The 25,118-nt window shown below is 69.8% G+C and carries 25 protein-coding genes; 11 read left to right on the top strand and 14 right to left on the bottom strand.

The window, feature by feature from the left end; all coding sequences use genetic code 11:
• The first annotated feature begins 104 nt into the window (after window positions 1-104).
• From ACT53U_RS14640 to thpR, 5 genes are all read left to right on the top strand, one after another.
• Window positions 105-1,313 (top strand): aminotransferase class I/II-fold pyridoxal phosphate-dependent enzyme, encoded by a 1,209-nt coding sequence (locus ACT53U_RS14640; protein WP_476156247.1) that lies wholly within the window; start codon window positions 105-107, stop codon window positions 1,311-1,313.
• Between the two features lie 22 nt (window positions 1,314-1,335).
• Window positions 1,336-4,002, top strand: coding sequence for a DNA translocase FtsK 4TM domain-containing protein (locus ACT53U_RS14635; RefSeq protein WP_476156245.1), 2,667 nt, complete (start codon window positions 1,336-1,338; stop codon window positions 4,000-4,002).
• Between the two features lie 98 nt (window positions 4,003-4,100).
• Entirely contained in the window at window positions 4,101-4,790 is a 690-nt protein-coding gene (locus ACT53U_RS14630; RefSeq protein WP_476156243.1) for an outer-membrane lipoprotein carrier protein LolA, read from the top strand.
• A 49-nt stretch (window positions 4,791-4,839) separates the two neighbouring features.
• Entirely contained in the window at window positions 4,840-5,649 is an 810-nt protein-coding gene (locus tag ACT53U_RS14625; RefSeq protein WP_476156241.1) for an exodeoxyribonuclease III, read from the top strand.
• 213 nt (window positions 5,650-5,862) lie between these two features.
• Window positions 5,863-6,489, top strand: a complete 627-nt coding sequence (gene thpR / locus ACT53U_RS14620; RefSeq protein WP_476156240.1) for an RNA 2',3'-cyclic phosphodiesterase — start codon at window positions 5,863-5,865, stop codon at window positions 6,487-6,489.
• A 15-nt stretch (window positions 6,490-6,504) separates the two neighbouring features.
• Here the strand turns inward: thpR and ACT53U_RS14615 are convergent, their stop codons facing one another.
• The 4 genes from ACT53U_RS14615 to typA all read right to left on the bottom strand — a co-directional run bounded on the left by ACT53U_RS14615 (window position 6,505) and on the right by typA (window position 10,890).
• Window positions 6,505-6,678 carry a hypothetical protein gene (locus tag ACT53U_RS14615; RefSeq protein ID WP_476156238.1) on the bottom strand — a complete coding sequence of 58 codons (174 nt, stop codon included), beginning with the start codon at window positions 6,676-6,678 and terminating at the stop codon, window positions 6,505-6,507.
• Window positions 6,675-8,537 carry a ferrous iron transport protein B gene (gene feoB, locus ACT53U_RS14610; protein ID WP_476156236.1) on the bottom strand — a complete coding sequence of 621 codons (1,863 nt, stop codon included), beginning with the start codon at window positions 8,535-8,537 and terminating at the stop codon, window positions 6,675-6,677. The genes ACT53U_RS14615 and feoB overlap by 4 nt, the downstream gene beginning before the upstream one ends.
• A 4-nt stretch (window positions 8,538-8,541) precedes the next feature.
• The gene (locus ACT53U_RS14605; protein ID WP_476133718.1) at window positions 8,542-8,844 is read right to left on the bottom strand and encodes a FeoA family protein; all 303 of its coding nucleotides are present in this window, start codon (window positions 8,842-8,844) and stop codon (window positions 8,542-8,544) included.
• Window positions 8,845-9,072: 228 nt separating this feature from the next.
• Complete coding sequence (gene typA / locus ACT53U_RS14600) at window positions 9,073-10,890, bottom strand: translational GTPase TypA (protein ID WP_476156234.1); 1,818 nt, start codon at window positions 10,888-10,890, stop codon at window positions 9,073-9,075.
• A gap of 264 nt (window positions 10,891-11,154) precedes the next feature.
• Between typA and ACT53U_RS14595 the strand changes: the two genes are divergently transcribed.
• Window positions 11,155-11,625: a MarR family winged helix-turn-helix transcriptional regulator gene (locus ACT53U_RS14595; protein ID WP_476156232.1), complete on the top strand. Its 471-nt coding sequence runs from the start codon at window positions 11,155-11,157 to the stop codon at window positions 11,623-11,625.
• Window positions 11,622-12,842: a multidrug effflux MFS transporter gene (locus tag ACT53U_RS14590; protein ID WP_476156230.1), complete on the top strand. Its 1,221-nt coding sequence runs from the start codon at window positions 11,622-11,624 to the stop codon at window positions 12,840-12,842. The genes ACT53U_RS14595 and ACT53U_RS14590 overlap by 4 nt, the downstream gene beginning before the upstream one ends.
• A gap of 79 nt (window positions 12,843-12,921) precedes the next feature.
• On the opposite strand, the gene ACT53U_RS14585 is transcribed toward ACT53U_RS14590, so the two are convergent.
• Together ACT53U_RS14585 and ACT53U_RS14580 are read right to left on the bottom strand one after the other, a co-directional pair.
• Window positions 12,922-14,148, bottom strand: coding sequence for an argininosuccinate synthase (locus ACT53U_RS14585; RefSeq protein ID WP_476156228.1), 1,227 nt, complete (start codon window positions 14,146-14,148; stop codon window positions 12,922-12,924).
• Between the two features lie 320 nt (window positions 14,149-14,468).
• The gene (locus ACT53U_RS14580) at window positions 14,469-15,581 is read right to left on the bottom strand and encodes a calcium:cation antiporter (protein ID WP_476156226.1); all 1,113 of its coding nucleotides are present in this window, start codon (window positions 15,579-15,581) and stop codon (window positions 14,469-14,471) included.
• Window positions 15,582-15,696: 115 nt separating this feature from the next.
• On the opposite strand from ACT53U_RS14580, the gene ispG reads away from it, so the two are divergent.
• Window positions 15,697-16,950 carry a flavodoxin-dependent (E)-4-hydroxy-3-methylbut-2-enyl-diphosphate synthase gene (ispG, locus tag ACT53U_RS14575; protein WP_476156225.1) on the top strand — a complete coding sequence of 418 codons (1,254 nt, stop codon included), beginning with the start codon at window positions 15,697-15,699 and terminating at the stop codon, window positions 16,948-16,950.
• A gap of 19 nt (window positions 16,951-16,969) precedes the next feature.
• Here ispG and ACT53U_RS14570 read toward each other — a convergent pair whose 3' ends face one another.
• Window positions 16,970-17,980, bottom strand: coding sequence for an aldo/keto reductase (locus ACT53U_RS14570; RefSeq protein WP_476156223.1), 1,011 nt, complete (start codon window positions 17,978-17,980; stop codon window positions 16,970-16,972).
• A 109-nt stretch (window positions 17,981-18,089) separates the two neighbouring features.
• Between ACT53U_RS14570 and ACT53U_RS14565 the strand changes: the two genes are divergently transcribed.
• A complete protein-coding gene (locus tag ACT53U_RS14565; RefSeq protein ID WP_476156221.1) occupies window positions 18,090-18,977 on the top strand; it encodes a LysR family transcriptional regulator in 888 nt (295 codons plus the stop codon).
• A gap of 63 nt (window positions 18,978-19,040) precedes the next feature.
• On the opposite strand, the gene ACT53U_RS14560 is transcribed toward ACT53U_RS14565, so the two are convergent.
• The gene (locus ACT53U_RS14560) at window positions 19,041-19,991 is read right to left on the bottom strand and encodes a polyprenyl synthetase family protein (RefSeq protein ID WP_476156219.1); all 951 of its coding nucleotides are present in this window, start codon (window positions 19,989-19,991) and stop codon (window positions 19,041-19,043) included.
• A 279-nt stretch (window positions 19,992-20,270) separates the two neighbouring features.
• Here ACT53U_RS14560 and rpmF point away from each other — a divergent pair, with 279 nt between their 5' ends.
• Together rpmF and ACT53U_RS14550 are read left to right on the top strand one after the other, a co-directional pair.
• Window positions 20,271-20,453 carry a 50S ribosomal protein L32 gene (gene rpmF, locus ACT53U_RS14555; RefSeq protein WP_476133700.1) on the top strand — a complete coding sequence of 61 codons (183 nt, stop codon included), beginning with the start codon at window positions 20,271-20,273 and terminating at the stop codon, window positions 20,451-20,453.
• Between the two features lie 129 nt (window positions 20,454-20,582).
• Window positions 20,583-21,005, top strand: a complete 423-nt coding sequence (locus tag ACT53U_RS14550) for a hypothetical protein (protein ID WP_476156217.1) — start codon at window positions 20,583-20,585, stop codon at window positions 21,003-21,005.
• A gap of 13 nt (window positions 21,006-21,018) precedes the next feature.
• Here ACT53U_RS14550 and ACT53U_RS14545 read toward each other — a convergent pair whose 3' ends face one another.
• From ACT53U_RS14545 to tsaD, 6 genes are all read right to left on the bottom strand, one after another.
• Window positions 21,019-21,363 (bottom strand): hypothetical protein, encoded by a 345-nt coding sequence (locus ACT53U_RS14545; protein ID WP_476156215.1) that lies wholly within the window; start codon window positions 21,361-21,363, stop codon window positions 21,019-21,021.
• A gap of 134 nt (window positions 21,364-21,497) precedes the next feature.
• Entirely contained in the window at window positions 21,498-22,172 is a 675-nt protein-coding gene (locus ACT53U_RS14540; protein WP_476156213.1) for a class I SAM-dependent methyltransferase, read from the bottom strand.
• Window positions 22,169-22,588, bottom strand: a complete 420-nt coding sequence (locus ACT53U_RS14535) for an EVE domain-containing protein (protein ID WP_476156211.1) — start codon at window positions 22,586-22,588, stop codon at window positions 22,169-22,171. Before ACT53U_RS14535 ends, ACT53U_RS14540 begins: the two co-directional genes overlap by 4 nt.
• A 7-nt stretch (window positions 22,589-22,595) precedes the next feature.
• Entirely contained in the window at window positions 22,596-22,886 is a 291-nt protein-coding gene (locus ACT53U_RS14530; protein WP_476156209.1) for a YciI family protein, read from the bottom strand.
• 109 nt (window positions 22,887-22,995) lie between these two features.
• Window positions 22,996-24,006: an NAD(P)H-dependent glycerol-3-phosphate dehydrogenase gene (locus ACT53U_RS14525; protein ID WP_476156207.1), complete on the bottom strand. Its 1,011-nt coding sequence runs from the start codon at window positions 24,004-24,006 to the stop codon at window positions 22,996-22,998.
• Window positions 24,003-25,079, bottom strand: a complete 1,077-nt coding sequence (gene tsaD / locus ACT53U_RS14520; protein ID WP_476156205.1) for a tRNA (adenosine(37)-N6)-threonylcarbamoyltransferase complex transferase subunit TsaD — start codon at window positions 25,077-25,079, stop codon at window positions 24,003-24,005. The genes ACT53U_RS14525 and tsaD overlap by 4 nt, the downstream gene beginning before the upstream one ends.
• Between the last annotated feature and the right edge of the window lie 39 nt (window positions 25,080-25,118).

Raw genomic sequence — 25,118 nt, 5'->3', positions numbered from 1 at the left:
CGCGGCGCGGACATCGCGGAACCGGCCTCGCCGATCGGCTTGGTTAACAGCCGTTTAACCGTCGAAGGCTAGGCTCGGGGCGAATCGCGATCGCACGGAAGACCATGACCTCCGACAAAGCCCGAGCCTCGACCGAAGCCTTCGTCTCGCCGTTCCAGCGGCTGAACGATCTGCTCGCCCCGCACGCCCCCGGCCGGGCGCCGATCAACCTCACGGTCGGCGAACCGCGCCATGCGGTGCCCTCCTTCGTCGCGCCGGTCCTGGCGCGCGAGATCGACGGTTTCGGCCGCTATCCCGCCATCAAGGGTACGGATGCCTTCCGCCGCACCGTCGCCGACTGGCTCGCCGCCCGTTTCGGCCTCGCGACCGGCACGGTCGACGTCGAACGCGGCATCCTGCCGCTCAACGGCTCGCGCGAAGGCCTGTTCTACGCCGCCCTCGAGGCGCGTCGGCGCTGGACCGGTACGTCGGCGAAGCCGGCGATCCTACTGCCGAACCCGTTCTATCAGGCCTATGCCGCCGGTGCGGTCGCCGCCGGTTGCGAGGCGGTGATGGTCGACGCGGGGCCGGAGACCGGCTTCCTGCCCGATCTCGCGGCGCTGCCGGACGAGCTTCTCGCCCGCACCGTGGCGCTCTACTACGCCTCGCCGGCCAATCCGCAGGGCGCGGTGGCGAGCCGGGCCGACTGGACGGCGGCGATCGCGCTCGCCCGTCGCCACGGCTTCATGCTCTTCGCCGACGAGTGCTATTCCGAGATCTACCGCGAGGGGCTGCGTCCCGACGGCGTGCTCGCCGCGGCGGAGGCGACCGGCTCGCTCGACCGCGTCGTCGCCTTCAACTCGCTCTCCAAGCGCTCCAACCTGCCGGGCCTGCGCTGCGGTTTCGCCGCTGGCGATCCCGACTTCCTCGCCCGCTGGGTGGCCTTCCGCAACATGGCGGCGCCGCAGGTGCCGGGTCCCATTCAGGCGGTCGCGGTCGCGGCTTTCTCCGACGAGGCCCATGTCGTCGAGAACCGTCGGCTCTACGACGCCAAGTTCGCGGCGGCGACGCGCATCCTCGGCACCCGCTGGGGCTACCAGACCCCGCCCGGCGGCTTCTTCCTGTGGCTCGACGTGGCGGCGCTCGGCGGCGGCGAGGTCGTGGCCGAACGGCTGTGGCGGGAGGCGGGCGTGCGCACCATTCCCGGCGGCTATCTGTCGGCCACGGGCGCCACGGGGACCAACCCCGGCGACCGCTATCTGCGCATCGCCATGGTCGAATCGCTCGCCCTGACGGAAGAAGCGCTCGCCCGCATCGTCGAAACGCTCGGCTGAACTCGTTCGAAGGACCACGCTCATGCGCTCGACCCGCTCGGCCCATCCCAGCTACGCCCCAGCCGGCGACATGCGCCACGCGCTGGCGCGCAACCTGCGCGGCGCCGCCGGTCTCGCGGTCTTCGCGATCGTGGCCGCCGCCGCCGCGGCGCTCGCCACCTGGTCGGCGACCGATCCGTCCTTCTCCAATGCCACCGGCACCACGGCGCACAATGCGCTCGGCCGTTCCGGCGCGATCTTCGCCGATCTCGCCATGCAGCTCTTCGGCCTGTCGGCCGCGATCGCCCTGCCGCCGCTGATCGTCGTCGGCTGGCGCCTCGTCACCACGGCCGAGGGTGGTTTCGACCGCCGCTTCGCCGGCTGGTGGGCGGCGGCGCTGGTGACCGCCTCGGGTGCGCTGGCGACGCTGCCGACCGGCGGCGGCTGGCCGCTGCCGATCGGTCTCGGCGGCGTGGTCGGCGACATGCTGGTGCGTCTGCCGCTGGCGATCTTCGGCGGCGGCGACGTCGCCCATCTCGTCACCGGCGTCGCCCTCGTCGGCTTCACCGCCTGGGCCGATCTCAAGGCGCTCGGCTGGATCGCCGCCGAACAGGATTCGGACGACGACGAAGACTGGGACGACGAGCCGGCCGATCGCTGGATGCCGCTCGCCATGCTGCATCACGGCGTGCTGGTCGCCCGGGCCAATCTGATGCGCCTCCTCGGCGTCCGTTCGCACACGCTCGACAACCGTCGCTACGGCTTCTCCTTCGCCCGTTTCTTCGACCGTTTCCGCCGCCCGTCGCGCCGCTTCGACGAGGACGATTCCTGGGACGAGTCGCCGCGCCCGTCGGTCGGTCTGCGCACCCGCGCCGAGCCGAGCCGGGTCGAGCCCGGCTTCGGCCGTGCCGCGCCTGCGCCGCGTCCCGCCGCCCACGACGAGTGGGAGCCGGAACACGAGACCGATGCCGCCGACTGGATGGAGCCGCCCTTCGAGGACGAACCCGCCGACCTGCGCCGCGCCCCGTCCGCGCCGCCGCCGGTCGCCCCGGTCGAACGTCCGACCGTCAGCGCCCCCTTGCGCGGTCCCGCCGCCGCGGTGGTCGATCGCCGCGTCGCCGTCACCCCGGCCGCCAAGCCGCCGACCCCGGGGCGCCCCGGCGCCCGCGACGTCGGCATGCGCGACGACGTGGTGGAGACCGCCCACGGCTGGCAGTTCCCGCCGCTGTCGCTCTTGACCGAGCCCAAGCGCCTCGGCCCCGACAAGGAGCTGACCGAGGACGTGCTGGAATCGAACGCCGGCATGCTCGAGGGCGTGCTCGACGACTTCGGCATCAAGGGCGAAGTGAACCACGTCCGTCCCGGCCCGGTCGTCACCCTCTACGAACTGGAACCCGCGCCGGGCGTGAAGTCGTCCCGCGTCATCGGTCTCGCCGACGACATCGCCCGCTCGATGAGCGCGGTGTCGGCGCGCGTCGCCGTGGTGCCGGGCCGCAACGTCATCGGCATCGAGCTGCCCAATGCGCGGCGCGAGACGGTGTTCCTGCGCGAGCTGTTGGCATCCCGCGAGTTCGAGGGCACCAAGGCCAAGCTCGCCTTCTGCCTCGGCAAGACGATCGGCGGCGAGAGCGTCATCGCCGACCTCGCCCGCATGCCCCATCTGCTCGTCGCCGGCACCACCGGTTCGGGCAAGTCGGTGGCGATCAACACGATGATCGTGTCGCTGCTCTATCGGCTGACGCCGCAGCAGTGCCGCCTGATCATGATCGACCCGAAGATGCTCGAGCTGTCGGTCTACGACAACATTCCTCATCTCCTCACCCCCGTCGTCACCGACCCCAAGAAGGCGGTCGTGGCGCTGAAGTGGACGGTGCGCGAGATGGAGGAGCGCTATCGCAAGATGTCCAAGCTGGGCGTGCGCAACATCGACGGCTTCAACGCCCGTGTCGCGGAGGCCAACGCGCGCGGCGAGGTGCTGACCCGCGAGGTGCAGACCGGCTTCCACCGCACCACCGGCGAGCCGATCTTCGAGCAGGAGGAGCTGGCGCTCGAGCCGCTGCCCTACATCGTCGTCGTCGTCGACGAGATGGCCGACCTGATGATGGTCGCCGGCAAGGAGATCGAAGGCGCCATCCAGCGTCTCGCCCAGATGGCGCGTGCCGCCGGCATCCACATCGTCATGGCGACGCAACGCCCCTCGGTCGACGTCATCACCGGCACGATCAAGGCCAACTTCCCGACCCGTATCTCCTTCCAGGTGACGTCGAAGATCGACAGCCGCACCATTCTCGGCGAGCAGGGTGCCGAACAGCTGCTCGGCCAGGGCGACATGCTCTTCATGGCGGGCGGCGGCCGCATCCAGCGCGTCCACGGGCCGTTCGTGTCGGACGACGAGGTCGAGAAGATCGTCCACCACCTCAAGCGCCAGGGCGCGCCGCAGTATCTCGACTCCATCACCTCCGAGGACGACGAGGCGAGCCCGGAGGGCGACGTCGGCGGTCTCGAGGAATCGGCCGATCTCTACGATCGCGCCGTGGCGCTGGTGCTGCGCGACCGCAAGGCCTCGACCTCCTACATCCAGCGGCGTCTGCAGATCGGCTACAACCGGGCCGCCTCGCTGATCGAACGGATGGAGAAGGAGGGTCTCGTCGGCGCCGCCAACCACGCCGGCAAGCGCGACATCCTGGTCGGCGGCGGCGACGTCGACTGATCGTCCGAAGTTCCGCCATGGTCGTGGCCGACCATGGCCTCCGAATCGTTCGCGCGCCGAGCCTCGGCGCTCTCCGGACCCGTCTTCGAGGACACCCGATGCCCTTCACCCACCGTCCCACCCGCCGCGTCGCCCTCGGCCTCGCCCTCGGCGGTCTCGTCGTCGGCCTCGCGCCGCAGGCGCTGGCCCAGCAGGCCGCGGCCAAGCCCGCCAAGCCGGTGCAGGGCGGCGCCGGCGTCGCCCCCTCGGGCCTGACCCCGCAGCAGCGCGAGGCGCTCGGCGCGATCAACAAGTACTTCAACGCCGTGCGCACCATGACCGGCGAGTTCGTGCAGTTCGGCCCCGACGGCGACAAGGCCGAGGGCGAGTTCCACATGGCGCGGCCGGGCAAGATCCGCTTCCTCTACGCCAAGCCGTCGAACCTCGACATCATCGCCGACGGCGTCGACGTGGTGGTGCGCAACACCAAGCAGGCGACGCAGGATCTCTATCCGCTGTCGAAGACGCCGCTGCGCTTCCTGCTCGCCGACCACATCGACCTGACCTCGGAGGCGAGCGTCACCCGCGTCAGCCTCGAGCCGGATCTGGTCTCGGTGGTGCTGGAACAGTCGACGGTGTTCGGCGACGGGCGCCTCACCATGGTGTTCGACCGCAAGTCGAACGAGCTGCGCCAGTGGACGGTGACCGACGCGCAGGGCTACGATACGGCGGTGGCGATCTACAACGTCACGGCCAACCAGCCGGTCGATCAGAAGATGTTCTTCATCGACCGCACCATCATCCGCTGACGATCGATCCCCGCACCCGTCGGGCGATCCCCGCCCGACGAGGTGACCTTTGACGTCGACGCTCTCCATCGCCACCTGGAACATCAATTCCGTCCGCCTGCGCCTGCCGATCGTCGAGCAGTTCCTCGGCTCCCATGCCCCGGACGTGCTCTGCCTGCAGGAGACCAAGTGCCCGGACGGCTCGTTCCCGGCCGCGGCCTTCCGCAAGCTCGGCTACGAGCACGTCGCGATGAACGGCCAGAAGGGCTATCACGGCGTCGCCATCGTCTCGAAGATCCCCTTCGCCCAGGAAGAGCGCCGCGAGTTCTGCGCCAAGGGCGATGCCCGCCATCTCGCGGTGACGCTCGACGTCCCCGGCCTGCCGGTCCGGCTGCACGACTTCTACGTCCCCGCCGGCGGCGACGAGCCGGACCCCGCGATCAACGACAAGTTCGCCCACAAGCTCGCCTTCCTCGACGAGCTGAAGGCCTGGCTCGGCAGCGGTGCGGCGGAGACCCCCTCGGTGGTGGTCGGCGATCTCAACATCGCCCCCCTGGTCGACGACGTCTGGTCGCACAAGGCGCTCATCAAGGTCGTCTCGCACACGCCGATCGAGACCGAGACCTTCGAGGCGATCCGCGAGGGCGGTGCCTGGATCGACGTCATGCGCCGGGCGATCCCGGTGCCGGAGAAGATCTACACCTGGTGGAGCTACCGCGCGGCCGACTGGTCGGCCGCCGACAAGGGTCGCCGCCTCGACCACGTCTGGGCCTCGCCCCACTTCGAGGACCGGCTCGCCGGCGTCGAGGTGCTGCGCGCGGCGCGCGGTTGGGAGCGGCCGTCGGACCATGTTCCGGTGATCGCGCGGTTCCGGATCTGAGCGGGACAGGTTCCGTGCGGGCGGCGGGGCGAGTCCTTTCGGCCACACTGCCCGCAGAGCAGGCATGCCGGCGCCCGCGCCTTCTTGATGTGCAGCCGTCCTTCGCTACGATTTCCTCACGAGGTGTCGCGAGGGCGATTCGACCGTGCGACGCCGGCCCGATCCGGACGTGGCGGCGCCGCGTCCGCCGGGTGCGACCCGGGGGACCCGACCATGCCGCGCCTCTTCACCGGCCTCGAAGTCCCCGAAAGCCTCGGCCTCTCCCTGTCCTTCCTGCGCGGCGGCCTGCACGGCGCCAAGTGGATCGACGTGGAGAACTACCACGTCACCCTGCGCTTCATCGGCGACGTCGACGAGCGGCTCGCCGACGAGATCGCCGAGGAGATGTCGCGCATCCGCCGGTCGCGGTTCGAGGTCCGCATCGAGGGCGTCATGGCCTTCGGCGGCCGCCAGCCCCATTCGCTGGTCGCCAAGGTGGCACCGAGCGCAGCGCTCGTCGAGCTCCAGGGAGAGCACGAACGCATCTGCCAACGGCTCGGGCTCCCTCCCGAGCCGCGTCGTTTCACCCCCCACGTGACGATCGCCCGCTGCAAGGGCGTGTCGCACGAAGGCGTGGCGGAATGGCTGGCGCTGCGCGGCGGCTTCTCGGGCAGCACCTGGACGCCGGAGCGCTTCGTCCTCTACTCGTCGAAGGCGTCGCGCGGCGGCGGGCCCTATGTCGTCGAGGGAGAGTGGCCGCTGGAGCCGCGGCGCGACGGCATCATGAGCTTCGGCCGCACGCAGCGCGCCGCGCCGATCGCCGCGCGGATGTACCCGCGTTTCGCGGGAACCACCGCCTGAGGTGACCCGCTGCCGTCAGTGACAGCCGTCGCAACCGCCGTCGGGCTTGGTCGAACACGAGCCCGAGGCGCAGGACTTGTTGCCGCCACCGAGGCCGAAGCGGGCCTTGAGGCCGGCGGGCAGGTACTTGAGGCCGACATAGAGCGCGGCACCCAGCACCACGCCGTAGACGATCATCGTGTCGTTCATCGCGTGAGGACCTCCACGATCCGATAGGTGGCGAAGGACGCCGTATAGGCAAGGGTGAACATGTAGGCGAAATGGACGCCCGCCCATGTCCACGAGCCGGTCTCGCGGCGGATCACCGCGATGGTCGAGGCGCATTGCGGCGCGAAGACGTACCACGCGAGGAACGACATCGCGGTGGCGAGCGTCCAGTGCGCGGCGAGGATCGGCTTCAGCGCCTCGCCCACCTCCTCGCCGGTCGCCGACAGGGCGTAGAGCGTGCCGAGCGCGCCGACCGCGACCTCGCGCGCCGCCATGCCGGGGATCAGCGCGATGACGATCTGCCAGGAGAAGCCGATCGGCGCGAAGATCGGCGCCAGGAAGTGACCCAGCCGACCGGCGAAGGACCAGTCGATCGCCGGACCCGCGGCGCCTTCGGGCGGCGCCGGGAAGGTCGACAGGAACCAGATCAGGATCATGATGGCGAGGATGATGGTGCCGGCGCGGCGCAGGAAGGCGCCGGCGCGGATCCACAGGGCGATCGCCACGTTGCGCGGCTGCGGCCACTTGTAGTCCGGCAGCTCCATGATGAAGGGCTCGGGCTCCTCCCGCCACACGAGCTTCTTCAGGACGAAGGCGACGAGGAGCGCGGTGACGATGCCGGTGGCGAAGAGGGCGAACATCGTCAGGCCCTGCAGGCCGAAGCCCCAGACCTCGGCATTCTCCGGCACGAAGGCGGCGATGATCAGCGTGTAGACCGGCAGGCGCGCCGAACAGGTCATCAGCGGAGCCACCAGGATGGTGGCGATGCGGTCGCGCCGGTTCTCGATGACGCGCGCGGCCATGATGCCGGGAATGGCGCAGGCGAAGGAGGAGAGGAGCGGGATGAAGGCCCGCCCGTGCAAGCCCGTCCCGGCCATCAGGCGATCCATCAGGAACGCCGCCCGCGCCATGTAGCCGAAGTCCTCGAGCAGGATGATGAAGAAGAACAGGATGACGATCTGCGGCAGGAACACCAGAACCGCGCCGACGCCGGCGATGATGCCGTCGACCACGAGGCTCTTCAGCAGCCCTTCGGGCATCGCGTCGCCGATCACCGCGCCGAGCCAGGCGATGCCGCCCTGGATCGCCTCCATCGGCGGCTTCGCCCAGGTGAAGACCGCCTGGAACATCAGGAACAGCACGGCGAGCAGCACGATCACGCCGAAGACCGGGTGCAGCAGCACGGCGTCGAGCCGGCGCGTCAGCTTCTCGTCGCCGGGATGGAAGGCACAGTCGTGCAGGATGCGGGCGGCGGTGGCGTGGGTCGCGCGGATCTCCTCAGCCGAGGGTTCGCGCCAGCCGTGCGGCCGCGGATCGGGGCCGTCGAGGGCGAGGCGGTCGATCGCGGCGAGCAGCGGATCGATGCCGCCCCTGCGGATGGCGACGATCGGCACGACCGGGATGCCGAGTTCCTGCGACAGCCGGTCGACGTCGACGCGGCCGCCCTGTTTCTCGACCTGATCCATCATGTTGAGGGCCAGCACCATCGGCCGGCCGACCTTCATCAGCTCGATGACGAGGCGCAGGACGATGCGCAGATTGGTGGCGTCGGCGACGCAGACGACGGCGTCGGGGATCTCTTCGCCGGCCTGGGCGCCGAGGACGACGTCGCGGGTGACCATCTCGTCGGGGCTGCGGCCGCGAAGCGAATAGGTGCCGGGCAGGTCGAGCACCTTCACCGTGCGCCCGGCCGGCGTGACGAAGCCGCCCTCCTTGCGCTCGACGGTGACGCCGGCGTAGTTGGCGACCTTCTGGCGCGAACCTGTCAGGGCGTTGAACAGCGCCGTCTTGCCCGCGTTCGGGCATCCGACGAGGGCGATCTCGGGAACATGGGTATTCATGGGCTCACTCGGCGGCGGTGACGAGGATCACGGCCGCGTCGCGGCGGCGCAGCGCCACGGTGGTGTCGTCGACCCGCACGGCGATCGGATCGCCGCCGATCGGACCCTCGTGCAGGATCTCGACCCGGGCGCCCTCGACCAGCCCCATCTCGAGCAGACGACGCTCGAGCTCGTTCCACGAGATCGTCGTGTTGCCCCCTGTCGGTGCGAGACCGGCGACCCAACCCGACCAGCCGCGATCGAGGCGGCCGAGGGACAGGAGCTCGCGCGAGGACGCGAGGAGGGAGACGTCGTGGCTGGGGATCATGGGCTTCATCCCGTGGCTGGAGATCTATCCGTAACGAATGTGAAAAGCATTCGCAATCAGTAGAAAGCCGACGATTCCCCCGTCGGTCCCACCGATGCCTCCAGCGAAGCAAGTTGCGCGCCGATCATGCTCCGGCCGCGGATTTCCGCGGCATCGGCGCCTTGAAACGGCGACGGCCGCGACCCGGTGTCGGATCGCGGCCGTCGCGATTGTCGGATGTCGAACGGATCAGGCGCTCGCCTTGGCGAAGCGCTTGCGGTCGTTCGGGTCGAGATAGACCTTGCGCAGACGGATCGACTTCGGCGTCACTTCCATCAGCTCGTCGTCCTGGATCCAGGCGAGCGCGCGCTCCAGCGTCATGCGGATCGGCGGGGTCAGCTTGACCGCCTCGTCCTTGCCGGCGGCGCGGATGTTGGTCAGCTGCTTGCCCTTGAGGACGTTGATCTCGAGATCGTTCTCGCGGGTGTGCTCGCCGATGATCATGCCGCGATAGACCTTGGTGCCGGGGTCGATCATCATCGGGCCGCGGTCCTCGAGCTTCCACATCGCGTAGGCGACCGATTCACCCTGGTCGTTGGAGATCAGCACGCCGTTGCGACGGCCGGCGATCTCGCCGCGATGGGGCGCATACTCGTGGAACAGGCGGTTCATGATCGCCGTGCCGCGGGTGTCGGTCATCAGTTCCGACTGATAGCCGATCAGGCCGCGGGTCGGCGCGTAGAACACCAGACGCAGGCGGTTGCCGCCCGACGGACGCATCTCGGCCATCTCGGCCTTGCGCTCCGCCATCTTCTGCACGACGACGCCCGAGTATTCCTCGTCGACGTCGATCAGCACCTCTTCGATCGGCTCGAGCGTCTCGCCGGTCGCCTCGTCCTTCTTCATGACGACGCGCGGACGCGACACGGCGAGCTCGAAGCCCTCGCGGCGCATGGTCTCGATCAGCACGGCGAGCTGGAGTTCGCCGCGGCCGGAGACGAAGAACGAGTCCTTGTCGGCCGACTCTTCGATCTTCAGCGCGACGTTGCCCTCGGCCTCCTTCATCAGGCGGTCGCGGATGACGCGGCTCGTCACCTTGTCGCCCTCGGTGCCGGCGAGCGGGCTGTCGTTGACGAGGAAGCTCATGGTGACGGTCGGCGGATCGATCGGCTGGGCGTGCATCGCCTCGGTGATCGAGAGATCGCAGAACGTGTCGGCGACGGTGCCCTTCTGCAGGCCGGCGATGGCGACGATGTCGCCCGCCTCGCCGAGTTCGATCGGCTGACGCTCGAGACCGCGGAAGGCGAGGATCTTGGAGACGCGGCCCTGTTCGAGCAGCGAGCCGTCCTGCGCCAGCACCTTGATCGTCTGGTTCGGCTTGACCGAGCCCGACGAGATGCGGCCGGTGATGATGCGGCCGAGGAAGGGGTTGGCCTCGAGGATGGTGCCGATCATGCGGAACGGGCCTTCCTCGACGGTCGGCTCCGGCACGTGGTCGAGCACGAGGTCGAGCAGCGGCGCCATGCCGTCGGTCTGCGGACCCTCGGGCGAATAGGCCATCCAGCCCGAGCGGCCCGAACCGTAGAGGATCGGGAAGTCGAGCTGCTCTTCGGTCGCGTCGAGCGCCGCGAAGAGATCGAAGACCTCGTTGACGACGTCCTGGGCGCGGGCGTCGTGACGGTCGACCTTGTTGATCGCCACGATCGGACGCAGGCCGACCTTCAGCGCCTTGCCGACCACGAACTTGGTCTGCGGCATCGGGCCTTCGGCGGCGTCGACCAGAACGATGGCGCCGTCCACCATGTTGAGGATGCGCTCCACCTCGCCGCCGAAGTCGGCGTGGCCGGGGGTGTCGACGATGTTGATGTGCACGTCCTTCCAGACGATCGAGGTCGCCTTGGCCAGGATGGTGATGCCGCGCTCCTTTTCGAGCTCGTTGGAGTCCATCACGCGCTCGGCGACCTTCTGGTTCTCACGATAGGTGCCGGACTGCTTGAGGAGCTCGTCGACAAGGGTCGTCTTGCCGTGGTCGACGTGCGCGATGATGGCGATGTTGCGGAGCTTCATTGGGAACGCCTGCCGGTATCGGGCCGGCCGCAGATGCTGCGCCGCCCGTGTCTCGAGTTTCTTGGGACTTTCACGGATTGCGCCGTCTCTAACCCTTTCGGGCCTTTTTCGCAAGCGCGAGCGGGCGGAACGCCTCGCGATCGCCCCGCTCCGGCCGAGCCTTGCGCGTCGCGATCGTCTGCCATCCGGCGACGACAGGCGGATGACGGTCGACATTTGATAAGGGAAACATATCATATGGGCTACGAACAGATCGAGAGACCCATGATCCCGTCCCCGACTCCATCGTCCCACGAAACCCTCGGCACGCTCTTTTCCGACGTGGCGCGTCTCTATTGGCGCCGCCTCGAGCAGGCCTGGGCGGCGACCGAGGTCGACATGCGCGCCGCCGAGCTGCGTGTGCTCAAGACCGTGGTCGAGCGGCCGGGCGAGCGCCAGACGCGGCTCGCCGAGGCGCTCTTCATCGAGCCGATGACGCTGACCGGCCACCTCGACCGGTTGGAGAAGCGCGGCCTGATCGAGCGCAAACCCGACGCCCACGACCGCCGCGCCAAGAACGTCGTTCCGACCGCGGCGGCGGCACCCGCCCTCGAGCGTCTGCTGACGCTCGGCGCCGCGGTCCGCGCCGCGCCCAGCGACGCGCTCCTGCCCGAGGAAGTGCCGCAGCTGCGCGACATGCTGGTGCGGGTGCGGACCGCCCTCGTCGCCCTCGAAGCGCCGGAGGGCCGTTCGTGAGCGAACCCGCGTCCACCCTTCCCCCGCCGGCCGAGCGACCGGCGGCGGCGATGACGCCGACCCGTGCCGCGGTGATCGGCGCCCTGCTGACCGCCCTCGGCTCGATGTCGATGGCGCTCTACACCCCGGCGATGCCGGCGCTGGTCGCAGCCTTCGGCACCACCATGAGCCTGGTCAAGGCGACGCTGACCGCCTATTTCGCCGGCTTCGCCTTCACCCAGTTGGTCGTCGGGCCGCTCTCCGATGCCTTCGGTCGGCGGCCGATCGCCTTCGTCTTCCTGACGCTCTACGTCGTCGGCGGCTTCGTGGCGGTCTTCGCACCGACGGTCGAGATCCTGATCGCCGCGCGTCTGGTGCAGGGCATCGGCGCCGCGGTCGGGGTGGCGGTGTCGCGCGCCATCGTCCGCGACCTCTTCACCGGCCAGGAATCGGCCCGCGTGCTGGCGACCATCGGCATCGTGCTGTCGATCGGCCCGGCGGTGTCGCCGACCATCGGCGGCGTGGTGCTGCAGCTCGCCGGATGGCGGGCGATCTTCGTCGTCATGCTGCTGCTCGGCATCGCCGCCTTCGTCGTCGTCCATCGCTTCATGGTGGAGACCAACACCGCGCCCGAGGCCGATCTCGTCCGCCCGAGCCGGATGATCGCCGCCTACGCACGGCTCTTCGGCGATGCCCGTTTCCTCACGCCCGCGCTGTCGCTCGGCCTGTCGGTCGGCTCGATCTACGCGCTCGGCACGCTGCTGCCCTTCGTGCTGATCGGCCGCGTCGGGCTCGATCCGACGCTCTTCGGCATGGGCATGCTCGCCCAGACCGGCTCCTACTTCGTCGGCGGTCTCGCCGCCCGCGCCCTGATGGGCCACATGGGCGCCGAACGGCTGGTGACGCCGGGCCTCGTCATCGCCTTCGTCGGTGCCGCCGCGACGCTCTCGCTCGAACATCCGCTGGAGCCCGGCTGGGCGGTGGTGATGGCGCCGATCGGGCTCTATGCCTTCGCCGTCGCGCTGGTCATCCCGGCACTGACCACCCGGGTGCTGGCGCCCTTCCCGGAGATCGCCGGCTCGGCCTCGGCGCTCCTCGGCTTCCTGCAGATGGGATCGGGCTTCCTCGGCGGTGTCGCCGGATCGTTCTTCCTCGATCCGGTCGTCGCCCTCCAGGCGGTCTTCGCCACGATGCAGGGCCTGGCGCTGGCCATTCACCTCTTCGCCCCGCGGCGGTGAGGGCGGAGAGCATCCGAAACGAGAAAGGGCGGCGCCTCGCGACGCCGCCCTTCCGAAAATGTCCGACCGGTCTCGCCGATCACGCACCCAGCCGGTTCTTGCGGCGGCCGAGCGTGCGCAGACGCAGGGCGTTGAGCTTGATGAAGCCGGCGGCGTCGCGGTGGTCGTAGGCGACCTTGCCTTCCTCGAAGGTGACCAGTTCCTGGTCGTAGAGCGAGAAGGGCGAACGGCGGCCGGTGACGCGGACGTTGCCCTTGTAGAGCTCGAGCCGCACTTCGCCGGTGACGTTCTCCTGGGACTTGTCGATCAGCGACTGCAGCATCTCGCGCTCGGGCGAGAACCAGAAGCCGTTGTAGATGAGCTCCGCGTAACGCGGCATCAGCTCGTCCTTGAGATGGGCGGCGCCGCGGTCGAGCGTCACGCTCTCGATGCCGCGATGGGCGGCGAGCAGGATGGTGCCGCCGGGGGTCTCGTAGACGCCGCGCGACTTCATGCCGACGAAACGGTTCTCGACGAGGTCGAGACGGCCGATGCCGTTGGCCTTGCCCAGCTCGTTGAGCTTGGCGAGCAGCGTCGCCGGGCTCATCGCCACGCCGTCGATGGCGACGGCGTCGCCCTTCTCGAAGGCGACGGTGATCTCGGTGGCGACGTCCGGCGCGTCCTTCGGCGAGATCGTCCGCATGTGGACGTATTCCGGCGGCTCGATCCACGGATCCTCGAGGACCTTTCCTTCCGACGACGAGTGCAGCAGGTTGGCGTCGACCGAGAAGGGCGCCTCGCCGCGCTTGTCCTTGGCGATCGGGATCTGGTGCTTCTCGGCGAAGTCGATCAGCGCCTCGCGCGACTTGAAGTCCCACTCGCGCCAGGGGGCGATGACCTTGATGTCGGGCTCGAGGGCGTAGTAGCCGAGTTCGAAGCGGACCTGGTCGTTGCCCTTGCCGGTGGCGCCGTGGCAGACCGCGTCGGCGCCGACGGCGCGGGCGATCTCGATCTGGCGCTTGGCGATCAGCGGACGGGCGATCGAGGTGCCGAGCAGATAGTCGCCCTCGTACTGCGCATTGGCGCGGAACATCGGGAAGACGTAGTCGCGGACGAACTCCTCGCGCAGATCGTCGATGAAGATCTCCTTGATGCCGAGGAGTTCCGCCTTCTTGCGCGCCGGCTCGAGCTCCTCGCCCTGACCGAGGTCGGCGGTGAAGGTGACGACTTCGCAGCCGTAGGTCACCTGCAGCCACTTGAGGATGATCGAGGTGTCGAGGCCGCCGGAATAGGCCAGCACCACCTTCTTGACGTCGTTCGCGGCCATGTCGGCACTCCGGATCGTTGAAAAAGAGGAGATCGAATTCGGCCGGCACTCTAGCCGGAACGATCGCGCGCGCAAGGCCGCAGGGCGGGATTCCGCCCGGCTCTCGGCGCAAGGGCGTCTGGGATCGACGTGCGAGGTTCCGGCGCTGTCCCGTTGTTCGGCTTCACACTGAGGTGCCCGGCAGAGCCGGGCCTCGAAGTGCGAAGCCTCGACGAGCCTTGCCTCTCGGCCCTTCGCCCTTCGAGGCTCGCTTGCGCTCGCACCTCAGGATGAAGGTCCTCCGCAACGGGTACGACGAATGGAAGACGTCAGGTCCGATCTCACGGCACGAAGACGAGGAAGACGAAGGTCGCGAGCAGCACCAGATGCACCGAGCCGGAGAGGATGTTGGTTCGCCCGCCGAAGAAGGTGACCATCGAGACCACCATGGTCAGCGCCAGCAGCACCATCTCGGTCGGCCCGAGCCCGAGGACGAGCGGCGTCCCCATGACGAGCGACAGAGCGCCGACCGCCGGGAAGGTCAGGCCGATCGTCGCCAGCGTCGAACCGAGCGCCAGATTGATCGAGCGCTGCAGCTGGTCTTCGCGGGCCGCCTGGATCGCCGCGACGCTCTCCGGCAGGAGCACCAGCAGGGCCACCAGCACGCCGATGATCGCCGGCGGCGCCCCGACCGCCGCGACCCCGGACGCGATCGAGGCGGCGAAGCTCTTGGCGAAGAGCACGATGGCGACGAGCGACAGCGACAGCAGCAGATAGGGCCGCATCCCCGGCCCGGGCGCGGCCGCCGCCGCGATGTCCGCTTCGCTCGCCTCGACGTCGAAGAAGCCGCGATGGCGCACCGTCTGGACGTAGAGGAAGATGCCGTAGAGCGCGAGTGTCACCACCGAGACGAAGACGATCTGCGCCGTCGAATAGAACGGCCCCGCCGCCGTGGTGGTAAAGCCCGGCAGCACCATGGTGATGACGCCGAAGGGGAGCAGCACCATCAGATAGGAACGCGCCGAGGTGGCGCGGAACGTCTGTTCGCCCCAGCGCAGGCCGCCGATGAGGAAACAGAGCCCGACGAGCCCGTTCATCACCAGCATGAAGACCGAGAACACGGTGTCGCGCGCCAGCGCCGGATTGCCCTTGCCCGACAGCATCACCGCGAGGATCAGCGAACACTCGATGACCGTCACCGCCATGGTCAGCACCAGCGTGCCGTAGGGCTCGCCGAGGCGATGGGCGATGGTCTCGGCATGATGCACGGCGATCACCACGGTGAGGAGCAGAACGGCGAGAAGCACCAGCGACAGCACCGGCCCGAGCGCCGGAAAGGCCGCCGGTTCCGTGCCGAAGACGAGGAACACCACCGCCAGTGCGACACAGACGATGGGCGCGGCGATCCCGTGCGCGATCGCCGCAAGGCCGGTTCCCTTCTCCGCTGACGACATGGGCGCCTCGATTCGCTAGACATGATGCTTCGACCGATATGGATATCGACCCTATCGGAAGGAAGGCGGCGGCACGATCGCTATTCGTCCACCGCGACCTCAGGAGCCGTTCTCGATGACCGCGATCTACCCGACCGCAGAACCTCTCTCCCGTCGCACCTCGGTCGCCGTCGACGTCGGCGGCGTGGTGATCGGCGGCGGCGCGCCGATCGTCGTGCAGTCGATGACCAACACCGACACCGCCGACGTCCTCTCGACCGCCGAACAGGTGCGCGCCCTCGCCCGCGCCGGATCGGAACTCGTCCGCATCACCGTCGACCGCGACGAATCGGCCGCCGCCGTGCCGAAGATCCGCGAGCGGCTGGATCGCTGGGGCGTGAAGGTGCCGCTGGTCGGCGACTTCCACTACATCGGCCACAAGCTGCTCGCCGATCACCCGGCCTGCGCCGAGACGCTGGCGAAGTATCGCATCAATCCCGGCAACGTCGGCTTCAAGGACAAGCGCGACCGCCAGTTCTCGGCGATCGTCGAGATCGCCGCCCGCCACGGCAAGGCGGTGCGCATCGGCGTCAACTGGGGATCGCTCGACCAGGAACTGCTCACTCGGCTGATGGACGAGAACGCGGCCAAGGGCAGCCCGCTGACCGCCCGCGCGGTGATGCACGAGGCGATGGTCCAGTCGGCGCTGCTCTCGGCGGAGATGGCCGAGGAGATCGGTCTGCCGCGCGACCGCATCGTCGTCTCGGCCAAGGTCAGCCAGATCCAGGATCTGGTGAAGGTCTCCTGCGAGATCGCGGCGCGCTCGAACTACGCGCTGCATCTCGGCCTGACCGAGGCGGGCATGGGCTCGAAGGGGTTGGTCGCCTCGTCGGCCGCCCTCGGCATTCTGCTGCAGCAGGGCATCGGCGACACGATCCGCTATTCGCTGACGCCCGAGCCCGGCGGCGACCGCACCAAGGAGGTCATCGCGGCGCAGGAGCTCCTCCAGACCATGGGCTTCCGCACCTTCGCGCCGATCGTCGCCGCCTGTCCGGGCTGCGGCCGCACGACCTCGACCGTCTTCCAGGAACTCGCCCACGAGATCCAGGAGCACATTCGCCTGTCGATGCCGGAATGGCGCGAGCGTTATCCGGGCGTCGAGGCGCTGAACGTCGCGGTGATGGGCTGCATCGTCAACGGACCGGGCGAATCGAAGCATGCCGACATCGGCATCTCGCTGCCCGGCACCGGCGAGACGCCGTCCGCCCCGGTCTTCGTCGACGGGGCGAAGGTCGCGACGCTGAAGGGGCCGACCATCGCCGCCGACTTCAAGACGATGGTCGCCGACTACATCGAGACCCGTTTCGGCAAGGGCCGCGCCGCCGAGTGACGGCGCGCCCGAGCGGGCCTCACTTCTTCTCGCTCTGCGGCAGATAGGCCGAGGTGCGCGAGCCGTAGCGATCGCCGACCACTTCGGTCGCCGGCACCGCCGCCTCGATCGCCGCGACGTCGTCGGGCGACAGCGTGATCGCGACCGCGCCGACGTTCTCCTCCAGCCGGTCGATCCGGCGCGTGCCGGGGATCGGCACGACGTCGTCGCCGCGCGCCAGCACCCAGGCGAGCGCCAGCTGCGCCTTGGTGACGCCGTGGTCGGTGGCGATGCGGTTGAGCGTCGCAACGAAGCGGGCGTTGGCCTCCATCGCCTCCTTCTGGAAGCGCGGCAGGTTGCGGCGGAAGTCGGTCTCGGCGAATTCGGTCGAGGCGTCGACCGCACCGGCGAGGAAGCCGCGGCCGAGCGGCGAGAAGGGCACGATGCCGATGCCCAGTTCGCGCGCCGTCGGCAGCACCTCGTCCTCGATGCCGCGGGTCCACAGCGACCACTCGCTCTGGATCGCCGCAATCGGATGCTCGCGGTGGGCGCTGCGCAGCTGGTCGGCATCGGTCTCCGACACGCCGACGAAACGCACCTTGCCTTCGCGGACGAGATCGCCCATGGCGCCGACGCTCTCCTCGATCGGCACCGCCGGGTCGGGGCGATGCAGGTAGTAGAGATCGATGACGTCGGTGCCGAGCCGCTTCAGGCTCGCCTCGGCGACGCGCTTGGCGTTCTCCGGCCGACCGTCGAGGCCGATCATCCGATTGACGCCGTCGCCCGCCTCGGGCGCGATCTTGAAGCCGAACTTGGTGGCGATCGTCACCTTGTCGCGCAGCCCCGCCAGCGCCTTGCCGAGCAGGATCTCGTTCTCGTAGGGGCCGTAGACCTCGGCGGTGTCGAGGAAGGTCACGCCGATGTCGACGGCGCGGTGCAGCGTGGCGATCGACTTCGCCTCCTCCTGGCCGCCGTAGGCATGGCTCATGCCCATGCAGCCCAGCCCCATGGCGGAAACTTCGAGATCTTGTCCGAGACGACGCGTGCGCATGGTGAACCCTCGTTCGATGGTGTGAACCGAACCTATGCGACGGCGATCGTTCTGATAAGCTCATGTCTTCGCAACGCCGTGTTCAATTCGGCTCATCAATGGCTCGTCCATGCCCCGCATCGACCTCGCCGATCTCGACCATTTCCTGGCGGTCGCCCGCACACTCTCCTTCCGCGCCGCGGCGCGTGGCCTCGGCGTCTCGCCCTCGGCGGTGTCGCATGCGGTGAGCGGGCTCGAGGCGCGGCTCGGCGTCAGGCTCTTCAACCGCTCGACCCGGTCGGTCGCGCTGACGGAGGCCGGCAGCCGGCTCGTCGAACGCCTCACGCCGGCCTTCGACGCCATCCGCGGCGCCCTCGACGAGGCGGTCGATCGGCCTGAACGCCCGGCCGGCCGGCTGCGCCTGTCGGTGCCGCGTTCGGCCCTCGCTCTCGGCCTCGACCGCCGGCTCGCCGACTTCTGTCGAGCCTACCCGGACGTCGAACTGGAGATCGTCGTCGACGAGGCCCGCGTCGACATCGTCGCGGAAGGCTTCGACGCCGGCATCCGCATCGGCGAGCTGCTCGATCGCGACATGATCGCCGTGGCGATCGGCCCGATGTTGCGCCTCGCGGTGGTCGCCACCCCCGCCTTCTTCGACCTCCACGGCCGGCCGGAAACGCCGCAGGACCTCGAGGCCATGCCCGGTCTGCTGCGCCGTTTCTCGGACGGCTCGCTCTATCGCTGGGAGTTCGAACGCGACGGCCGCGCCTTCACCCTGCTTCCGCGCCCGCGGGTGATCGTCGACGACGGCTCGACCCTGCTCGAGATGGCCCTGACCGGCCTCGGCGTGACCTGCCTCCTCTCCGACTACGTCGTCGCGGACATCGCCGCCGGTCGGTTGGAGGAGATGCTCACCGACTGGATGCCGATCTTCCCCGGCTTCCATCTCCACCACCCGTCGCGCCGCCAGATGCGCCCGGCGCTGCGCGCCCTGGTGGATCATCTGTCGCGACACTGAGGGTCGCGACGGCGCCGCGCGCCCTGGTGGAGCATCTGCGAAGGCGGTGAGAGGAGTGCCGCCTCAGCTCTGCCGTTCGGCGATGAAGTGCGCGGCGGCGAGCAGCGTCTCGGCGCGTTCACCCCAGGGCGCCAGTTCGGCGGCGGCGGCGGCGATCAGCCGGTCGAGCTCGGCGTGCATCGCCGGGATGCCGTGCAGGGCGACCAGCGTGCCCTTGCCACGCGCGGCGTCCTTGCCGGTCGCCTTGCCCATGGCTTCGGCGGTGGCCTCGACGTCGAGCAGGTCGTCGGCGATCTGGAAGGCGAGGCCGACGATCGCGCCGAAACGGCCGAGCCGGGCGACGTCCGCGGTGTTCGCTCCGGCCATCACCGCGCCGGCCTCGAGCGGGAAGCGCAAGAGCGCCCCGGTCTTCATCGCCTGCAGGCGGCGGATCTCGGCGTCGGTGAGCTTCGTCGGCTTGCCGTCCGCGCTCCAGCGGCCTTCGGCGGTGAGATCGAGCATCTGCCCGCCGACCATGCCGCCGACGCCGGAGGCACGTGCCAGCCGCAGCACCAGATCGGCCCGCACGGCGGGGTCGGCATGGGTGGCGGGATCGGCCATCGTGTCGAAGGCGAGGGTCAGCAGCGCGTCGCCGGCGAGGATGGCGGTCGCCTCGTCGAAGGCGCGGTGCACCGTCGGTCGGCCGCGGCGCAGGTCGTCGTCGTCCATCTGCGGCAGGTCGTCGTGGACGAGGCTGTAGCAGTGCAGCATCTCGAGCGCCGCCGCGGCGCGGGCGACGCCCTCGCTCTCGACGCCGAAGAGCCGCGCCGCCTCGATCATCAGGAACGGCCGGATGCGCTTGCCGCCGCCGAGCACCGCGTGGCGCATGGCGGCGACGATACGGGGCGGTCGGACCGTCTCCATCGGCAGTGCCGTCTCGTCGACGAGCCGATCGAGCACCGCCTCGATCCGCGCGCCCTCGCGGGCGAGCACGTCGAGGAAGGCGGCGGGCGAGAGAGCGACGAGTTCGGGCATGGCATCGGTCCGGATGGGCGATGCTTCCCGAGCTAGCGCGAATCGCCCGTCGCTCCAAGGGGATTCCGCATGCGCGGCGGCACCGCCGACGGTGCCTCGTCGGGACGCGCGAAAAAACGCCCGTTTCCTCTGGTCAAACCGCGGCGAGTTCTGTATAAGCCCGCCGATCCACCGAAAATGCGTGACTTCGGCCGGCCGACCGGAACCGATGGCATTCAGGTGCCACATGAAGTTTCGCGCCGCCCGAGAGGCCGGCGCCATTGATCTGGAGTATGGACGATGGCCGTTCCGAAGAGAAAGACCTCGCCGATGAAGCGCGGCTTCCGCCGCTCGGCGGATGCGCTCAAGGCGCCGACCTACGTCGAGGACAAGGATTCCGGCGAACTGCGCCGCCCGCATCACGTCGATCTGAAGACCGGCATGTATCGCGGTCGCCAGATCCTCGAGCCCAAGGGCGAGTGATCGCGGCGCGGGAACGAGCGATCGTTCCTCAGCCCGAAGAGATCGAAGGGCCGGCCTCGCGCCGGCCCTTCTTTTTTTCGACGCGGTCGCGGGCTATGCAGCCGAGGACCGTTCCTCGACCACACCGGGATGTCCGCGATGTTCCTCAACGTGCCGCTGACCCTCGCGCCGCTCCTCGTCTACAATCTGGTGATCGCCGGAGTCTTCGGCGCCAATGCCGGCGACCCCTGGGTAGAGCCGGTCTTCACCGTCACCATGGTCTCCGACGCGCGCTTCACGCTGCTGCTCGGCGACGTGCTGATCCTCGGTGCGCTGATCTGTCTCTTCGTCGAGATCGTCAAGGCGACCCGCACGTCTTCGCCGACGATCGTCGACCACGCGCTGTCGCTCGCCGTCTTCGTCGCCCACCTGATCGAGTTCCTGACGGTGGTCGGTGCCGCGAGCTCGGTGTTCTTCATCCTGACGGCGATCGCGCTGATCGACGTGGTCGGCGGCTTCACCATCACCATACGCGGCGCTCGCCGCGACTTCGGCTTCGACCGCGGTCCCTGACCCGCGTGCCGCCTCAGCGCGCCACGTCGACGAGATAGCCGGGTACCAGCAGCCCTTCGCCGCGCTCGACGCGGGCATAGGCCGAAACCGCTCCGGGTTCGGCCCGGCGGCGGCGACGCGTCTCGGCGAAGCCTTCGCGATTGGCGATCAGCTGGGCGATGAAGGGGGCGAAGGGGCGATGACGGACGATCCGCGTCGGCGCCTCGACCGCTTCGTCGAAGAGCGCCTCGGCCGGCGCCGCGGAGGCGCCGCCCCGATCGCCGTCGTTCGCCGCCGTCGGCGCGGCCGGCTCCACCCGGCGCGCACCCGACGCGTCGCGCGACCAGATCGAGACGGATCGGCTCTCCGAAATACGCATCACGCCACTCCAACCATCCCCGATCGTCCCGTTTCGGGACGCGCTGTCAAGGATCGGTTAGGAATTGGCAAGGCGCGGGCCAGCGACCCCCCGAGACGGGCGGCTGCGGACAGTCTCTCGCGATCGTGGTGAATTCAGCCGAGGAAGCGCCAGACGCGGGTCTTCTTGACCTCGGCGTCCTCCAGCGCGCGGGTGGTGGGAACGCGGTATTCCGCCAGCGTTTCCATGCGTTCCTTCGGCAGATAGCTGCGGCCGGGGTCGCCGACCAGCACCAGGATGCCCTCGTCGGCACAGGACGCGGCGAAGGCGGCGACCTTGTCGGCGAGCGGGCGTTCGAAGAAGACGTCGCCGAGCAGCACCGTTTCGGGACGATACGGCAGGCCGGAAAGGCCGGTCTCCAACACGTCGACGCCCGAGATGCCGATCGACACGCCGTTCATGCCGGCGTTGAGCTCGAGCGCCACCAGAGCGAAGGGATCGATCTCGGTGGCGAGCACGCGCTTGGCGCCCGACTTCATCGCCGCGATCGCCTCCAGCCCGGCGCCGGCGGCAAAGGCCAGCACGTCGCGGCCGGCGACGGTCTCGGGATGGTCGAGCACCCAGCGCGCCAGCGCCTGCCCACCGGCCCAGGCGAAGGCCCAGAACGGCAGCGGCAGGCCGAGGGTGTCGAGCTGCTCTTCGGTGAGCTTCCACAGGTCCATCGCCTCGTCGGCGAGGTGGAGCGAGATCTCCGGCACGTGCGGCGGCGCCTGCAGCCGCGTGTTGGCGCGGATGAAGGCGAGCTTGTCGGAGATCTCGGCGCCGCTCATGGCGCGAGCCCGCCGAGCGTGCGGATCAGTGCCCATTCGGCGTCCGAGACCGGCTGGACCGAGAGGCGCGAGTTCTTGACCAGGACCATGTCGGCGAGCCGCGGATCGGCCTTGATCTCGGCGAGCGTCACGGCGCGCGGCAGGGCCTCGACCGCCTTGAGCGTCACCGCGCCGAAGGTCCCCCGGACGTCGTTGGGGTCGGGCGACCAGGCGGCGACTACCTCGACCACGCCGACGACGGCCTTGCCCTCGTTGGAATGGTAGAAGAAGCCGCGATCGCCGACGGCCATCGCCTTCATGTTGGCATTGGCGAGCGGATTGCGGACGCCGTCCCAGTAGGTGCCGGCGTCACCCGCCGCGACCTGCGCATCCCAGGACCAGACGCTCGGTTCGGACTTGTAGAGCCAGTGCGCCATCGTCGCCTCACGCCGCCGGAGCGCCGACGACCCAGCGCCACGGCCGGATCTCGACCGAGGCGAAGAGGCCCGCCGCGGCATAGGGGTCTTCGGCGAAGGTCGCCTTGGCGGCGGCGAGATCGTCGGCCTCGATCACCACGATCGAGCCCTGCATGATCTCGCCGGTCTCGTCGAGGAAGGGTCCGGCGATGCGGACGCGCGGGCCGAGGCTCTTCAGCCAGGCGACGTGGGCGTCGCGGGTGGCGAGCCGGATCGGCAGGGCATCGGACTTGTCGTGGCACATGGCGGCGAAGAGCATCGCGAAACTCCGGAGTTGATCGTCGCCGGAATGTAGGCGGCGGGACCCGTCGGGTCCACCCGCGGGGCCGCTTCTTCGCGCAATTCACCGAGTCGTGCGCGGTCGGCGATCAGCCGACCTCGCGCTTGAGCGGCCGGCTCATCAGCCGTTCGATGGCACCGCCGACGTCGAGCTGCTCGGCGACCACGTCGGCGACCGCCGCGGTGATCGGCAGTTCGATGCCGTGCGCAGCGGCGTATTCGACCGCGACCGCGGCGGTATGGACGCCCTCGGCGAGCTTGGTGCCGCGCCGCGTCAGGTCGGCGACCGAGCCGCCGCCGCCGATGGCGAGACCGAGCGAGAAGTTGCGCGACTGCGGCGAGGTCGCCGTCAGGACGAGATCGCCGAGGCCGGAGAGACCCATCAGCGTCTCGCTCTCGGCGCCGAGAGCGCGGGCGAGCCGCGACAGTTCGGCGAAGCCGCGCGCCGTCAGCGCCGCCTGGGCGCTCGCCCCGAGCCCGCGCCCCACCACGATGCCGGAGGCGATGGCGAGCACGTTCTTCAACGCGCCGCCGATCTCGACGCCGACGAGGTCGTGCGAGGCATAGGGCCGGAAGGTCGAGGACGACAGCGCCCGGCAGAGCGCGGAAGCGACCTCCTCGTCGGCCGCCGCCACCGTGACGGCGGTCGGCAGGCCGCGCGCCACGTCGGTGGCGAAGCTCGGGCCGGAGAGAACCGCCGGGACGGCCTGCGGGATCGCTTCGGCGATCACCCGCGTCATCGTCGCCCGCGTGCCGTGTTCGAGCCCCTTGGCGGCCGAGACGACCGGCGTGCCGGGGGGGACGAGCGCGGCGATGTCGGTCGCCGCGGCGCGGCTCGCCTGCGCCGGCACCGACAGGATCACCATGTCGGTGCCGTCGAGCGCTGCGGAAAGATCGGTTGTGGCGAAGAGGCCGGGGTCGAGCGGGATGTCGCCGAGGTAACGCGGATTGCGCCCGGTCTCGCCGATCGCGGCGATGACCTCCTCGTCGCGGCCCCACAGGCGGACCTCGCGGCCGGCGCGCGCCGCCACCAGCGCCAGCGCCGTGCCCCAGGCCCCGGCGCCGATCACCGTCACCCGTTCGATCGCCGCCTTCGTCATGCCTTGGCCCCCCACTGGCCGGAGCCGAGCCGCGGCTCGGCGGTCTGGTCGAGCGGCCAGCGCGGCCGGGCCTGCGCCTCCATGCCGTCGACCGCACCGGCGGCGAGCCGTTCGGCCCCCGCCCAGGCGATCATCGCGCCGTTGTCGGTGCAGAGCCTGCCCGGCGGCACCACCACGCGCCCCTTGGCGCGCGCCGCCGCCTCGCCGAGTGCCGCCGCGATCGCCTTGTTGGCGGCGACGCCGCCGGCGGTGACCAGCAGCGGCTCGGTGACGCCGGTGCGCGTCTTGAATTCCTTCAGCGCCAGTTCCGCCTTGAAGCGGACGACGTCGGTCACCGCCGCCTGGAACGAGGCACAGAGATCGGCGATCGTCTGGTCCGAGAGCGGCTGTGCCGCCTCCGCCGCCAGCCGCACCGCGGTCTTCAGCCCCGAGAAGGAGAAGTCGTGGCTGTCGCGCCGCATCAGGGGGCGCGGCAGGTCGAAGCGCGTCGGGTCGCCCCGCTTCGCCCAGGTCTCGACCTGCGGCCCGCCGGGGTAGGGGAGGCCGAGCATCTTGGCGGTCTTGTCGAAGGCCTCGCCGAGGGCGTCGTCGATCGTCGTGCCGAGACGGGTGTAGCGCCCCAGCTCCTCGACCACCACGAACTGGGTGTGACCGCCGGAGACCAGCAGCAGCAGATAGGGGAAGGGCACGCCGTCGGTCAGCCGCGGCGTCAGCGCGTGGCCTTCGAGATGATTGACCGCGGCGAGCGGCAGTCCGTGCATCCGCGCGATCGCCTTGGCGGTCGTGAGCCCGACGATGACGCCGCCGATCAGACCCGGCCCGGCGGTCGCCGCCACCGCGTCGAGATCGGCGAAGCCGAGGCCGGCCTCGCGCATGGCGCGGTCGACGATGTCGTCGAGGAGGTCGACATGGGCGCGCGCCGCGATCTCCGGCACGACGCCGCCGAAGGGCGCGTGCTCGGCGATCTGCGAATGGACGACGTTCGAGAGGATGCGACCGCGCCCGTCGGCGTCGCGTTCCACGACCGCCGCCGCCGTCTCGTCGCAACTGGTCTCGATCCCGAGGATCCGCACGCTCTCGTCCTCAACTTCGCCGACGAAGGGTTCCCCTCC

Source organism: Pinisolibacter sp. DMC19 (genome assembly GCF_056313985.1).
This window is presented reverse-complemented; position numbering and strand designations above follow the sequence as displayed.